The organism is Aeromonas sp. 62-46 (assembly GCF_001898585.1).
In the GTDB taxonomy this organism is placed as follows: domain Bacteria; phylum Pseudomonadota; class Gammaproteobacteria; order Enterobacterales; family Aeromonadaceae; genus Aeromonas; species Aeromonas caviae.
Map to the genome: position 1 here is coordinate 43240 of NZ_MKUI01000027.1, position 14797 is coordinate 58036.

The following is a 14797-nucleotide window of genomic DNA, read 5'->3' on the forward strand; positions in this document are numbered from 1 at the left end:
ATCATGACGTTATGGCTATCCCAACCCTGAACAATTACGCCATGCCCAGCCAGTGGAAGGCCAACAAAGTCGACTGGTCTCTGGATCCCAAGCGCGCCGCCCTGCTGATCCACGACATGCAGGAGTACTTCACCGCCTTCTATGGCGAAAACAGCCCGCTGATCGCGGCGCTCACCGAGCGCCTGGCCGCCGTGCGCAAGCAGTGCAAGGCCCTCGGCATCCCGGTCTTCTACACCGCCCAGCCCAAGGATCAATCCCCTGAAGATCGCGCCCTGCTGAGCGACATGTGGGGCCCGGGTCTCAACAAGCGGCCCGAGCAGCAGCAGGTGGTGGCAGCGCTGCGCCCGGAGCGTGACGACACCGTGCTGGTCAAATGGCGTTACAGCGCCTTCCAGCGCTCCGAGCTGGAGCAGATGCTCAAAGCGCTGGGGCGGGATCAGCTGATCATCGGCGGCATCTACGGCCATATCGGCTGCATGATGACCGCCTGCGACGCCTTCATGCGCGACATCCAGCCCTTCTTCCTGGCGGACGGGGTGGCAGACTTCTCCCTGGCCGATCACCAGATGGCGCTCGATTACGTGGCAACCCGCTGCGGCAAGGTGATCCGCTGCGAGGAGGTGCTGGCCCTTGCGCCGGTTGCCGCTTCTGCCGTCCAGCCCACCAATCCCTTGCTGACCAATCCGTTGCTGACCTACGAGGGGCTCAAGGCGCGGCTGCTGAGTCATATCGACGAGGACGAAGGGGAGTTTGACCCTGACGAGAACCTCATCGACTACGGTCTGGATTCGGTGCGGATCATGGCCCTGCTCACCGAGTGGCGCGCCGCCGGGGTGGAGCTCGGCTTCGTGGATCTCGCCAAGCTGCCGACCCTCAATGGCTGGTGGCGCCTCATCGAGGCCAGGCTGGCAGCCCAGGCGCTGGAGGTGACCCCATGAACCGCTTCCCCTTGACCATTCCCCAGCAGGGGCTCTGGTCCGGACATCTGCTCAATGACGACAAGGCGATGTTCAACACCGCCGAGTGCATCGCCTTCGACGGCAAGGTCGAGGCGGCAGTGCTGGTCGCGGCCCTTGCCAAGGCGGTGGGGGAGTGCGAGGCACTCAAGGGCCACTTCGAAGACGATAAGGAGGCGGTCTGCTTCGTCTCGCATGAGCTGCCCCTGGCCTATGAAGAGGTTTCCCTTGAGCGCGATGACGAGACGCTGGCCCGCGCCTGGGCCTGGGCCGATCTGCGCCGCCCGTTCGAGCTGACCCAAGAGGCGCCCTGCCGCTTCGCCCTGCTGCGCGGCCCCGGCCGCGATTATCTCTACAGCTGCGTGCACCACATCGCCCTCGACGGCTTTGGCACCACCTTGCTGTTCCAGCGCATCGCCGAGCTGTATGCAGAGGGGCTGGCCGGTAAGATGAACTCCCCATCGCCCTTCGGCTCTCTGGCGGAGGTGCTGGCCGAAGAGGCGAGCCGCGAGCAGAGCGGCAAGAACGCCGCCGCCCGCGCCTTCTGGCAGGAGCAGTTGCAAGCCTGGCCCGAGGTGAAGTCCTTTGGCGAGACCCGCGCACCGATTGCCGCCGAATTTATCCGCGAGAGCCGTCCGCTGCCGGCGGCGCTGTGGCAATCCCTGACCGGCTTTGCCGACGAGCACAAGCTGGGCTGGCCCGATCTGCTGCTGGCTGGTCTCTCTGCCCAGCTCTCGCTGTCGAGCGGCCAGGATAAGACCCTGCTCGGCCTGATGATGATGAACCGCATCGGCTCGGCGTCGCTGACCGTACCCTGCATGCAGATGAACATTACCCCGCTGGCGCTGACTCTGGGTGAAGAACTGGATCTGGCGGGGGCTGCCGGCGCCGTGGCTAAGGCCAAGCGCGGGGTGCGCAAGCACCAGCACTACCGCTACGAGCTGCTGCGCCGCGACCTTGGCCTGGTGGGGGGCGACAAGCGCCTGTTCGGCCCGCTGGTCAACATCATGCCGTTCGATCACGCTCGCCGCTTCGGGCCGTTATCTGCTCATATTCTCAACATCAGCGCCGGCCCGGTGGAGGATCTCACCATCGAAGTGCAGGTCGGCGTCGATGGCCAGCCCAGACTGGATCTGGACGCCAACCCCGGCTGCTACCAGCAGGGGGATCTGGCGGCCATCGCCGATACCCTGTTTGCCCTGCTGGAACGCTGGCTGGCCGAGCCCGCCCAGACCCTGGGAACGCTCAAGGCCGACTGGCTGGCCGAGCAGCGAGCCAGCGCCCTGATCGCCGGCCCCGCCCATGAAGCTCTCCAGGTGCGGCCTGTGCTGGAGGCGCTCTGCCACTTCGCCGCCCAGACCCCGGACAAGATCGCGCTGGAGCAGGGAGAGGCCCGCTTCAGCTACGAGGCGCTGCTGGCCAGATCCGAACAGATGGCGGCTGCCCTGCAGGCCGCAGGCGTCGCCCCCGGCGACAAGGTGGGGGTCATGCTGGCCCGCACCCCACAGGCCATCTTCGCCCAGCTGGCGGTGCTGCTGGCGGGCGCCGTCTATGTGCCCCTCGACCCCGAGCAGCCGCTGGAGCGTCAGGGCCATATCCTGCGGCTGGGGGAGGTCAAGACCCTGATCACCCAGGCCGAGTACCGCCACAAGCTGGCCAGCCTGTTTGAGGGGCGCACCCTGCTGGCGGGGGATCTGGTGAGCGGTGATCGGCTCAACCAGCCGGCCGCCGGCCGCGCCGTCGCCTACCTGATGTTCACCTCGGGCTCGACCGGTCTGCCCAAAGGGGTGGCGGTGAGCCACGGCGCGCTGGATCACTTCGCCGCCGCCGCCCGCTGCCGTTATCACCTGGATGAAGAGGCGCGGATGCTGCAATTCGCCCCCTTCAACTTCGACGCCAGCATCGAGGAGGTGTTCGCTACCTTGAGCGCCGGCGCCACCCTGGTGCTGCGCACCGACGCCCTGCTCGAATCCATGCCCGCCTTTGCGGCCGAGGTGGAGCAGATGGGGATCACCCACCTCGACCTGCCCACCGCCTTCTGGAACGAGTGGGTGGTGGCGCTGACGGCGGGTCAGGCCCACATTCCTGCCAATCTGGCTACCGTCATCATCGGCGGCGAGGCGGTCTACCCCGAGCAGCTGGCCCAGTGGCAGCGTCAGGGCCGCTCCGATGTGCGCCTGTTCAACACCTACGGCCCCACAGAAACCACAGTGGTGGTGACCACCCAGGAGCTGCAACAGGAGGACCCGAGCCAGGCCCAGTTGCCCATCGGCCTGCCGCTGCCCGGTATGCTGGCGCTCATTCTGGGGGCAGGGGAGCAACCCGCCAGCGAGGGAGAGCTGGTGCTGCTCGGCCCGCAGCTGGCCAACGGCTATGTGGGGGGCGTACAAGGGAGCTTTGGCACCCTGCGGATCGGTGCGAAGCAGATGCCCGTCTATCGCACCGGCGATCGGGTGCGCTTGGTGGCCGGCCGGCTGGTCTACCTCGGCCGGCGCGACAACGAATTCAAGATAAGCGGTTATCGCATCCAGCCCGGCGAGGTGGAGGCCCAGCTGCTGGCCCTGCCGGGGGTGGATGAGGCCTGCGTGCAGGGGGTGAGCATCGGCAGCGTGCGCCGGCTGGTGGCCTTCGTGGCGGGGTCGGAGCGCGACAGCCGGGTCATCAAGGCGCAGTTGGCCAGGGTGCTGCCTGCCGCCATGATCCCCACCGACTATCGCCACTATGACCAGCTGCCCCGCACCGGCTCCAACAAGCTGGATCGCAAGGCCCTGCTAGCCGCCTACCAGGCGGGCGGCGAAGCCCTGACCCTGGGCAGCGAAACCGAGAACCGGGTCGGCGCCATCTGGCAGCAGATCCTGGGGCTGGCCACCATGGCTCCCGCCGACAACTTCTTCGAACTGGGGGGCCAGTCCCTGCAGACCATCCAGATCGTCAACCGGCTCGGCGCCGAGTTCGGGGTGCAGGTCAAGGTCTCCGACGTGTTCGATCACCCTCGGCTGGATGATTTCTGCCGTTTCCTCGACGGTCTGCTTGCCGAGGACGAAGAGAGCGTGGAGATGGTGTGGTGATGGATAAGGAGCAACAAGCAATGGCCTTTGATTTCACTGGCAAGCGGGTCTGGGTGACCGGGGCCGGGCGCGGTATCGGCCGCGAGGTGGCGACGCAGTTCGTGGCGGCCGGCGCATCCGTGGTGGGGCTGGACCTGGCGTTTCCCGAGGCCGACTACCCCTATGCCACCCGGCTGCTCGATATCGGTGACTCGAAGGCGGTCAACGCCTGCTGCGCAGCGCTGCTGGCGGACGGCGGGCTGGATGTGCTGGTGAACGGGGCCGGGGTGCTGCACCTCGGTCCTACCGAAACCTTAAGCGATGATGACTGGCACGACTGCATGACGGTCAACGCCAGCGGCGTCTTCTATCTGCTGCGGGCCCTGGTGCCCCACTTCAAGGGGCAGCAGCGCGGTGCCATCGTCACCATCGGCTCCAACGCCGCCCATGTGCCGCGCATGCAGATGGCGGCCTATTGCGCCTCCAAGGCGGCGGTCACCAGCCTGACCCAGACGGTGGGGCTGGAGCTGGCCCCCTTCGGCGTGCGCGCCAATCTGGTGTCGCCGGGCTCGACGGATACCCCCATGCTGCGCGGCATGCTGCCAAGCGAGGAGGCCATGGCCCGCACCATTGCCGGGTTGCCGGAGCAGTTCAAGCTCGGCATCCCCCTGCGCAAGGTAGCCACCCCGGCGGAGATCGCCCATACCGTCCTCTTCCTGGCCTCGGATCTGGCCAGCCACATCACGCTGCAGGATCTGGTCGTCGACGGCGGCGCCACCCTGAGTGCCTGAGGCTTGAGAAACAGATGAACAATATGATTTTGCTGTTGAAACAGCTGGAACGGCAGGGGGTCAAGCTGGCGCTGAACGACAAGGGCCAGCTTATCTCCCAGTCGAGCAAGGAGGCGGTGACGCCGACCATCGGCGCCACCATCAAGGCCCACAAGGATGAGCTGGTGCGCTGCCTGGCGGCCCGCGCCGCTTTCGAGGCACCCATTCTTGCGCAACGTGATGCCGAGGGCGCCCGGCAGGGGCCGCTCTCGTCGTCCCAGAGCGGGCTCTGGTTTATCGAGCAGTACGAGGAGGCCTCCCACCTCTACAACATGCCGGTCTATTTTCGCGTCAAGGGAGAGCTGGACACGGCGGCGCTGGAGTTTGCCTTCGACCACCTGTTTGCCCGCCACCCCAGCATGCGTACCCGCTTCATCAAGGACGAGGCGGGCAGGGGGGCCCAGGAGATCCTGCCCCACACGCCCTTCAAACTGCAGATTGAGGACGTGAGCGAGCTGCCGGCAGCCGAGCGGGAGGCCTATGTGGCCCGCCGGGTGCGCGAGGAGATAGGGCGCCCCTTCTCCCTGACTCAGGGGGATCTGAGCCGGGTGCACCTGATCCGGCTGGGCAGCCGCGAACACGTGCTGCTGATCACCCAGCACCACATCATCTCCGACGGCTGGTCGGTCAAGAACATGTTCGCGGATCTCAAGCGTGCCTTTCTTGCCCATCAGAACCGCGAGCCCCTGCAGGTGAGCGAACTGCCGCTCACCTACCTCGACTATGCCCGCTGGTTCAACTCGGACCGTTTTCTCAATTATCACGCCGAGTTCAAACCGTTCTGGGTCGATCGGCTCGGTGGCAGCCCCGAGGTGCACGGTCTCCCGCTCGACAAGCCGCGCCCGGCCCATCAGGCCAGCGGCGGCGAGCTGGTCTTCTCCACCATCGACAACGATCTGTGGGAGAGCTTCAAGCGCCTCTGCCAGCGCCACAGCACCTCCAACTTCATCGGTCTGCACGCCCTGTTTGCCTTGCTGATGGTGCGCCAGAGCGGCGAGAAGGAGGTGGTGATCGGCACGCCGCTCGCCTATCGCGAACGCCACGAGATCGAGTCGCTGGTGGGCTTTTTTGTCAACACCCTGGTGCTGCGCACTCAACTCAGCGGCAAGCCCAGCTTTGTCGACTATCTGCAGCAGTGCCGGGAGGAAGATCTGGCGGCCTTCGATCACCAGCTCTACCGCTTCGAGGCGCTGGCCGAGGCCATCGGCGCCGATCGCACCACCGCCATCAACCCCATCTTCCAGATCATGCTGGTCTATCAGGCCAAGGTGGACTTCAACGATCTCATCCCCGGTTGCCAGCTGGTGGAGGAGACCTCGCCTGTGCTGCCGGCCAAGACCGACATCTCGGTCAAGGTGACCGAGCTGATGGACTCCGTCAGGGTGGACTGGCTGTTTGCCACCGCCCTGTTCGAGCGAGAGACCATCCAGGCTTATGCCGATCGCCTGCTGCACCTGATGCGCGCCGTGGTGGCGGCCCCCGACACCGACATCTGGCAGTTGCCGCTGGAGGCGGGCACCGACCAGGCCGCGCTGGCCGCACAGCTTGCCGACCTGCCGCCGGATTACCCGAGCCGCGACACCCTGCTCTGTCATATCGAGCGGCGCGCTATTCAGTTGTCGGACGCGTTGGCGGTCAGCGACGGCGCGCAATCGTTGACCTATGGCGAGCTGGAAACGCGTGCCAACCGGCTGGCCCACTGGTTGCAGGCTCAGAGCGTCACCCCGGGCGCCGCCATCGGCATCCAGGCCAGGCGCGATGTCGCCTTCATCATCGCCCTGCTCGCCTGCTGGAAGGCGGGGGCGGCCTACGTACCGCTGGATCCTGCCTATCCCGCCGAGCGGCTGGCCCATATCCTTGGCGATGCATCCATCAGCCTGGTGCTGGGTGGCGTGCCGGATCCGCGGCTTGGCGAGGCGCTGGCGGGCACGACGGCCGAATATCACGATCTGCACCAGCTGGCGCTGGACAAGATGCCAGCCAGCACGCCCGCACTGCCTCGGGACGCCGCCATGCTGGCCCAGATCATCTACACCTCCGGCAGCACCGGCCTGCCCAAGGGGGTCATGGTGGAGCAGGGCAGCCTGGTCAACCTGATGGCGGATCACGGTGAGCGCATCGCTCTTGATCAGAATGGGGCCATGTTCAACTGCATGTCCCTCTCGTTCGATGCGGGCAACATGACCAGCTTACTGCCGCTCTACTGCGGCGCGGCCCTGCACTTTGGCGAGCCGGGCGAGGGGGTGATCGGTGCCGCGATCGCTTGCGGTGCCAGCCATATGATCCTGCCCACGGCGTTGTTGGCAAATCTATTGCCCCCGGCGGCTCTCGGCTCCCTCAAGGCCATCGGCTTTGGCGGCGAGGCGTGCCCGAGCAGCCTGGTGGAGCGCTGGGGGGAGCGGGTGGCGCTGTTCAACATGTACGGCCCGACCGAGTGCACTGTCACCGCGCTCTGCGCTCGGCTCACCCCAGGGGCGCCCATCACAATCGGTCGACCGGTCAACAACCTGAAGGCGCTGATCCTGGACGAGGCGGGCAACCCCTGCCCGGTGGGAGTGCCCGGCGAGCTCTGCCTGGCGGGGCTGGGACTGGCTCGTGGCTACCTCAATCTGCCGGAGCGCACCCAAGAGGCCTTTATCGAGCTGGCCTTTGATGCAATGAATGAGGAACGTACCCATCGCCTCTATCGCACCGGCGATCGGGCCCTGCTGCGCCGCGACGGCAACATCCAGTATCTGGGCCGGATGGACGAGCAGATCAAGCTGCGCGGCTATCGCATCGAGCCGGGTGAGATAGAGACCCGGCTTGCCGAATTGTGCCCGGCCATCCGCCAGATCAAGGTGGTGGTGCAGGAGGGGCGCCTGCTGGCTTACGCCTGTTTGCAGGCCGGAGCAAGGGAGCCCGACGGCGATGCCCTGCTGCAGTTGGCCGGCGAGTGTCTGCCCGAATACATGGTGCCGGCGCGCCTCTGCTGGCTGCCCGAGATGCCGCTCACCCCCAACGGCAAGCTGGACTTGCGCCGCCTGCCCGCCATCGTCTGGCAGCAGAGCAAGGGCGAGCCGCAAAACGAACTGGAGCAGACCGTGCTCGCCATCTGGCAAGGGGTGCTCAAGCAACCGCTCGGGGTGGAGGATGACTTCTTCCGTCTGGGCGGTGACTCCATCCTCAGCATCCAGCTCACCACCCGGTTGCGGGATGCGGGACTGCACTGCAGCGTGAAGGACGTGTTCGAAGCCAAGACGGTGCGCCGCCTCTGCCGCCAGCTCGGCCAGCAGCAGGCGGTCAGCCACAGGAGCGAGCAGGGCAGCCTGACCGGCGAGTTCCCGCTCCACCCCATTCAGCACTGGTTCTTCGAGCAGGGCTTTGCCAAATCCGGTCACTGGAACCAAGGGGTGATCCTGCGCCTGCCGGCCGGGGTGGACGATGAGGCCCTGCGCGGCTGGCTGAATGTCCTGTGCCAGCACCACGATGCCCTGCGCCTGGCGGTGACCCCGACTGGCCAGCGCTACCTGGCCGAACTGCCATTGCCGCCGCTGCCGACCCTGGATACCGCCAATCTAGACGAGGCCGAACTGCAGGCCCGCCTGACCGAGCTGCAGGGAGAGCTCGACCCTGCCAGCGGCCACACCCTGGCCTGGGCCCGCCTGCGCAATCTCTCTCTGGAAGGTGAGCGGGAGGGCGAGACGGTGGAGGGGCTCTTCCTCGCCTTCCATCACCTGGTGATCGATGCCGTCTCCTGGCGCATTCTGGCCGAGGATCTGGCCCGGGTGAGCAGGGGCGAGCCGCTGCCCGCCAAGGGCAGCAGCTATCGCCAGTGGGGCGAGGGGCTCGCAGCCTACGCCAAACGGGAAGAGGAGCAGCTTGGCTTCTGGTTGGCGCAGGGGGAGGGCAGCCAGGGTCACCTGCTGGAAGCGGCGCGTTCCGTCGATGGCCGCGCCGCCGCCAGCCTGCTGCAACTGAGTCAGGAGACCACGGCTCGTCTTATCGACGCCGCCAACCAGGCCTACTTCACCCGGGTGCTCGACCTGCTGCTGGCGGCCCTGACCCGTACCCTGAGCGAGCAGGGTTACGGCAGCCGTCACTGCGTGATGCTGGAAGGGCACGGCCGCGAGGCCATCGATACTGAACTCGACGTGAGCCGTACCCTGGGTTGGTTCACCAGCACCTACCCGCTGGCACTGGCGGATGCCGGTGCGTGGGATGCGCTGGTGTGCGCCACCAAGGAGCAGCTGCGCGCCGTGCCGGACAAGGGGGTGGGCTTCAACGCCCTGCGATTGCACCACCCACGAGGCTGGGCACTGCCCGAAGCCCTGATCGTCTTCAACTACCTGGGGGTCAGCCATCAGGGCGAGGCTGCTCAGCCCTGGCAGCCTCTGCCGCTGGCACCGGGGGCCCCCACGTCCCCTGACAACCTGCCGCGCGAGTTGGTCAGTCTGCATGGGGGCGTGTTTGATGGCCGCCTCACCCTGCGCCAGGTGGGCGCCCTCAACCAGCAGGCGAGCGACGCCCTGATGGCGCGGCTGGCGGACAACTTGACGGCGCTGGTGGAGCACTGCTGCGCGGTGACGTCTCCGCGCCATACCCCGAGCGACTTCCCGGGGCTTGGCCTCTCGCAAGCCGCGCTCGATGGGGTGCTGAGCGAGCGCGAGGTGGAGACCCTGCTGCCCATGACCTCGCTTCAGCAGAGCATGTTCCATCACAGGGCGCTGCTGCCCCGAGATCACGCCTATCACCTGCAAACCGAGATGGACTATCACCAGCCGCTGGACGTGGCGGTCTACCGTCAGGCCTGGCAGGGGCAGATCGCCCGCTGGCCGGCCCTTCGCAGCGAACTGGTGCTGGCGGATGGGGTCGCGCTGCAGCGCATTCTCAAGCATGCCGAGTTGCCATTCCACTATGAGGACTTGTCTGAAGTGGAACATGCAGAGGCACGGGTCCAGGCCTACCGCCAGCAGGATCTGGCCCGCCCGATCCCGCTGGAGCAGGCCCCCCTGCTGCGCCTTGCCTGTTTCAAATTGGCCCCCGATCACCACAAGGTGATCTTCAGCGCCCATCACGGCGTGCTGGATGGCTGGAGCGGCCCCGTGTTGCTGGGTTCCTTGCATCGCGGCTATCAGGCGCTGATGAACGGCCTGCTGCCGCAGGGCGAGCCGGATACCGCCTGGCTCGAGTTTGGCCGCCATATCGCCAGCCAAGCCCGCAGCGCCGAGGCTTACTGGCAGGGGCGGGAGGAGCTGCTAACAAAGCCTAACGATCTCGCCTGCCTGTTCGGGGTGACGCTGGACGCGGGCTCAAGCGGGCGCCATACCCAGCTGCGACCGGCGGTGTGCGCCACGGCGCTGCCAGCCGAGGTAGCGACCTTGCTCGCGCGCCGAGCCCGCGACCTTGGCGTGACCGCGGGCCTGTTGGCCCAATATGCCTGGCACCGTCTGCTGGCACGCCGCTCTGGCGATGCCGTCACCCTGGTGGGCAACGTGACTCCGGGCCGGGATTACCCCATCGAGGGGATCACCGCGAGCGTCGGGCTCTACATCAACAGCCTGCCGTTGGCGTTTGAGTGGCGCACCGAGCTGACCCTGGCCGAGCATATCGCCCGGTTGCAGACCGACCTGATGGCGCTCAATGAGCACGGTACCCAGTCGCTGGCGGCACTGACCAAAGGCCGGGTGCGTCTGTTCCAGAGTCTGTTCGTGTTCGAGAACTACCCCATGCCGGTGGCCCCTGTCGCCCCCGAGCCTCACCAACTGGTGCCGCGCTTTGGCGCCGTGGTGGAGAAGGTGGAGCTTCCTCTGTCGCTCGTGGTCAGCAGCCGTGGCGAGACGCTCCAGCTGCGCCTCGAGTTCGACGGCGAGCAGATCCCCGAGGCCCGGGCAGAGGCGGTGCTGGCTGACTGGCTGGCCGAGCTTGGCTGGCTGACGCAGGCGGATCTGGGCCAACCGGCCAGCGTGGCGGCGGCACCGTCCCCGGCGAAGGCGCAAGTGGCCGCCACACCATCGACTGTCACACAAGTGGCTGCCCCCAGCCTGGCTCAGCCGCCGGCCGAGGCCCGCGTGCTGGTGGCCCTGTGGGAGCGCCAGTGCGGCGTGCCCGGGATCTGGCTGCAGACCCTGTGTGAACTCGGGGTGGATTCGGTGCAGCAGCTCGCCCTGCTGGCGGCCCTCAACGAGGCGTTTGGCCAGGATCGGGCGCCACTTACCCTGCAGACGCTCAAGGCCCATCCATCCCCCAGCCGGCTCTATCGGCACTGGCTGGTAAGCCAAACGGAGGCAGCATTATGACGGTGACCATCAAGCATGAGGCTCCGCTCGTGCAAACCCGGCCTGCCCCCCGTGAGGGGGCGGCCAACCTGGGCGCGCGGCTGGCGGCCTGTCTGGCCGCCACCCCGCTGGCTCCCGCCATCCGTATGGGCGTGGCTGGCATCAGTGAGGACGGATCAGGTGAGCAGTGGCTTAGCTACGGCGCGCTCAATGCCAGAGTCGGCGAGATTGCCGCCCGATTGCAGGGGCTGGCGGTGGGGGAGCGGGTCGGCCTCTATCTCCCCCGCAGCCCCGATCTGGTGGCCAGCCTGCTGGCCAGCCTGCGGCTCGGCCTCTGCTTCGTGCCGCTCGAGCCGGACTTTCCGCTGGAGCGGCTGCAGGGCATAGCCCGTCAGGCGCGCCTGTCGGCGGTGATCTGCGATGACGAGGCGGGCACCCCGGACTTCGGCTGCCCCCTGCGCACTCTCGACGGGCTGGCGCCTGCCGGGCCCGTTTCCTGGCCCCAGGTGGATGACGCCTTGGCCGCCTACATGATGTTCACCTCGGGCTCCACCGGCGAGCCCAAGGGGGTGGTCATCAGCCGGCGGGCCCTGCTCTGCTTCCTCGACGGGATCCGCGAGCGGCTCGGGCTATCACCGAGCTGCCACTGGCTCTTCATCACCACCCCGGCCTTCGACATCTCCCTGCTGGAGATGCTGGGGCCGCTCTGGAGCGGTGGCCGGCTGACGGTGGCCGATAGCGAGCACAACAAGGATCCGCTGGGGATGCTGGCCCTGCTCGAGGCCGACTCCTCCATCAACTGGCTGCAGGCCACCCCGGCCTGCTGGCGCATGCTGCTCAAGGCCGGCTGGCAGGGGCGGGAGACGCTCACCGCCCTGTGCGGCGGCGAGGCGCTGGACTCAGGGTTGGCCGAGCAGCTCTGTGCCCGCACCCGGCGGCTGTGGAACTGCTATGGGCCGACCGAGGCCACCGTCTGGTCCCTGGTGAGCGAGGTGCGCTGGCCACCGACTGATGGCCAGATCACCATCAGCCACAGCCTGCCCGGCTATCGGCACTGGGTGCTGGACGAGGCGGGGCAGCCGGTGGCAGAGGGAGAGTGCGGCGAGCTCTGCATCGAGAGCCCGGCCCTGTGCGAGGGGTACTGGCGCAAGCCGGCCTTGACCAGCGCCGCCTTCCTGCGCCTTGCCACCCATCGCCTCTATCGCACCGGTGATCGGGTGCGCCTCCTTGGGGCGGACCGCTTCCTCTATCTGGGGCGGCGCGACGATCAGATCAAGCTGCGCGGTTTTCGCATCGAGCTCGGCGAGGTGGAGGCGGGACTGCGCCGCCAGGCCGGGGTGCAGGAGGCAGCGGTGCGTCTGGTGGGAGAGGGGGACGAGGCCATGCTGGTGGGCTACGTGGAGGCGAAAAGCGGGGTGACCCTCAATCGCCTCGCCCTGCGCAAGGGGTTGCAGGCGACGCTGCCGCACTACATGGTGCCGGCGCGGCTCATCCTGCTGGATGCCCTGCCCAAGACCGGGAGCGGCAAGCTCGACAGAAAGGCGCTGCCATTGCCGGTGTGACAAAGGGCTTGCAGGCTCGATGCCTCAACAACAGGGTGCTGGCACGGATCCTCTTGCTGGATGCCCTGCCCAAGACCGACAGTGGCAAGCTTGACAGAAAGGCGCTGCCCTTGCCCGAGTAGGCGGCCTTGCCGGACGGTAAGAGCGATGGATAAAAAAGAAGCCCGCATCATGCGGGCTTCTTGTTGGCTGTAAACCGAGGGGGCTTAGTGAGCGATGGGGGCGGCATCCGGTTTGGTGAGCAGGCGCTCGACGTCGTCGATCACCTTGAGGGCCGCCTGGGGGCCGCCGGTGGAGGTCCACAGCGACCCGTCGACGGCGCCGAAGCGCTTGCCCTTGATGGCGCCGAGTTGCTGGAAGGCCGGGGTCTGCTCGGCTTGCTTCATGGCATCCACCGCATCCCCGCTGGTGCTGAGGGTGCCGATCACCAGCCAGTCACCGTCCAGCAGGTTGAGGGATTCGAGGCTCAGGGCCGGGGAGTGAGGGCTCTTGTCGCCAATCTGGTGGGAGGGTCGGGTGAGCCCCATCTCGGTGACCACGCTGCTGGCAAAGGTGCCGCCGTGCATGTAGCTCGGCCCCTTGGGGTTCCAGCGCACTATGCTCATCTGTTCCCCCTGATGCTGGGCGAGCTTGCTGCGGGCCTCTGCCAGGCGGGCCTCATACCGGGTGAGGAACGCCTTGGCCTCGGCCCCCCGGTTCATCGCGTCGGCGCTGCGACCGAACACGGTTTTCCAGGGCTCGCCCCAGTTGCCGGTGACGACGGTGGGGGCGATCTCCTTGAGCAGGGCGAGGAGCTCGGGCTTGGTCTGGCCGGTGAGGATGAGGTCTGGCTCCAGATCGATGAGGGTCTCCAGATTGGGGTTGTCCAGATCCCCGACCACAGCGATCTCCTTGCCCGCCTTGTCCAGCAGATAGCGGGGCAGGGTGGACTGGCCGCGCCCATTGACGGTGCCCACCGGCTGCACCCCCAGAGTCAGGGCGCTGTCGAGATCGAGTTCGCTCAACACGACGACCCGCCGGGGCGCATCGGGGACGCTCTGGGACTGGCCGTTGGCATCGATGACCTGGCGGTTGCCCGCCTGGGCCTGGAAGCCCGTCAGGCTGGCCAGCATAAGCAAGGTGGCCAGCGGGGAGAAGATCTTCATGGTGACATCCTTATGGGTGAAATCGGTGGGCCGGAGTCTGTGGAAAGTGCCTGAGAGCCGCCCGGCCAGCCCCGAATGGGCGGGGACATGCTACCATAAAGTAAGTGAGAAGCGTTGTCATTTGTATTTGTGGCATGGCCTCGGCTTGCTTTGGTACCATCGCAGGCCCCTGTCAGGAGCCTTTCATGTTGCCTCGTTGTCCCTCACTCGATGGACCCTTTGTCCGTCAATTCGATACCTTGTGCCTGCCGGGCCTGGAGACGCTGTCTCTTCATCGGGTCAGTTTTGATCCCGCCGCCTTCTCGCCGGAGTGCTTTGGAGCCCAGGGCATCACCCTGCCTGCTTCATTGCAGGGGGCTGCCCCCAAGCGCCTCGGGGAGTTTCTGGCAGGGCGTCTCGCAGCCCGTGAAGCCCTGCGTCCCTTCGGTCTTGCAGGATGCAGCGTGGCCATCGGAGCGGCCCGGGAGCCGCTCTGGCCTGAAGGGGTGGAGGGGAGCATCAGCCACAGCCAGCTGGCGGGGCAGGGGCTGGCACTCTGTGCGGTGCGCCCGGGCCAGGAGGGAATCGGGCTGGATCTGGAGGCCTGGCTCGATGGCGACCAAGGGGCGCAGCTCTGGCCCGGCATCATGGATGGGGAGGAGTGGGGACGGCTGGAGGCGGGGGTTCACGACGCCCAGCTGAGCCTGGCAGAGGGACTGACCCTGGTGTTTTCCGCCAAGGAGAGCCTCTTCAAGGGGCTCTATCCCCGGGTGGGGCGCTACTTTGACTTTCTCGATGCCCGCTGGCTCGCCATGACGGCGCAGACTCTCACCCTGGAGCTCAAATGCCCGCTGACGCCGACCCTGCCCGCCGGCTGGCGCGCCACCCTGCACTGGCAAGCCCTGCCGGGGGGCGTGCTTACCGTCTTGCTGCTGTGAGCACGATACCAGCGCCCGGATAACGCCAACGCAAAGCCCAGAGAAAGAAACCGCCATCAGGCGGTTTCTTTCTCTGGCACAGG

7 protein-coding genes are annotated in these 14797 nt (G+C 67.0%); 6 read left to right on the forward strand and 1 reads right to left on the reverse strand.

Annotated elements, in window-relative coordinates:
- The first annotated feature begins 11 nt into the window (after positions 1-11).
- From amoB to amoH, 5 genes are read left to right on the forward strand one after another with little or no spacing between them, the layout of a single operon-like run.
- Positions 12-938, forward strand: a complete 927-nt coding sequence (gene amoB, locus BGO64_RS09490) for an amonabactin biosynthesis bifunctional protein AmoB (RefSeq protein ID WP_286700572.1) — start codon at positions 12-14, stop codon at positions 936-938.
- Positions 935-4024 (forward strand): amonabactin biosynthesis non-ribosomal peptide synthetase AmoF, encoded by a 3090-nt coding sequence (gene amoF / locus BGO64_RS09495; RefSeq protein ID WP_286700573.1) that lies wholly within the window; start codon positions 935-937, stop codon positions 4022-4024. The genes amoB and amoF overlap by 4 nt, the downstream gene beginning before the upstream one ends.
- 20 nt (positions 4025-4044) lie before the next feature.
- The gene (gene amoA / locus BGO64_RS09500) at positions 4045-4794 is read left to right on the forward strand and encodes an amonabactin biosynthesis protein AmoA (protein WP_286700574.1); all 750 of its coding nucleotides are present in this window, start codon (positions 4045-4047) and stop codon (positions 4792-4794) included.
- 14 nt (positions 4795-4808) lie between these two features.
- Entirely contained in the window at positions 4809-11111 is a 6303-nt protein-coding gene (gene amoG, locus BGO64_RS09505; protein WP_286700575.1) for an amonabactin biosynthesis non-ribosomal peptide synthetase AmoG, read from the forward strand.
- The gene (gene amoH / locus BGO64_RS09510; protein WP_286700576.1) at positions 11108-12652 is read left to right on the forward strand and encodes an amonabactin biosynthesis glycine adenylation protein AmoH; all 1545 of its coding nucleotides are present in this window, start codon (positions 11108-11110) and stop codon (positions 12650-12652) included. Before amoG ends, amoH begins: the two co-directional genes overlap by 4 nt.
- A 206-nt stretch (positions 12653-12858) precedes the next feature.
- Here amoH and BGO64_RS09515 read toward each other — a convergent pair whose 3' ends face one another.
- Entirely contained in the window at positions 12859-13797 is a 939-nt protein-coding gene (locus BGO64_RS09515; RefSeq protein WP_226044355.1) for an ABC transporter substrate-binding protein, read from the reverse strand.
- Positions 13798-13982: 185 nt separating this feature from the next.
- Here BGO64_RS09515 and BGO64_RS09520 point away from each other — a divergent pair, with 185 nt between their 5' ends.
- Positions 13983-14714, forward strand: coding sequence for a 4'-phosphopantetheinyl transferase family protein (locus BGO64_RS09520; protein WP_286700577.1), 732 nt, complete (start codon positions 13983-13985; stop codon positions 14712-14714).
- Positions 14715-14797: the final 83 nt, after the last annotated feature.

What these genes read in the sequence shown, in the direction of transcription:
- amoB (WP_286700572.1), top strand. Translation starts at nt 12, where the DNA reads ATGGCTATCCCAACCCTGAACAATTACGCCATGCCCAGCCAGTGGAAG.
- amoF (WP_286700573.1), top strand. Translation starts at nt 935, where the DNA reads ATGAACCGCTTCCCCTTGACCATTCCCCAGCAGGGGCTCTGGTCCGGA.
- amoA (WP_286700574.1), top strand. Translation starts at nt 4,045, where the DNA reads ATGGCCTTTGATTTCACTGGCAAGCGGGTCTGGGTGACCGGGGCCGGG.
- amoG (WP_286700575.1), top strand. Translation starts at nt 4,809, where the DNA reads ATGAACAATATGATTTTGCTGTTGAAACAGCTGGAACGGCAGGGGGTC.
- amoH (WP_286700576.1), top strand. Translation starts at nt 11,108, where the DNA reads ATGACGGTGACCATCAAGCATGAGGCTCCGCTCGTGCAAACCCGGCCT.
- BGO64_RS09515 (WP_226044355.1), bottom strand. Translation starts at nt 13,797, where the DNA reads ATGAAGATCTTCTCCCCGCTGGCCACCTTGCTTATGCTGGCCAGCCTG.
- BGO64_RS09520 (WP_286700577.1), top strand. Translation starts at nt 13,983, where the DNA reads ATGTTGCCTCGTTGTCCCTCACTCGATGGACCCTTTGTCCGTCAATTC.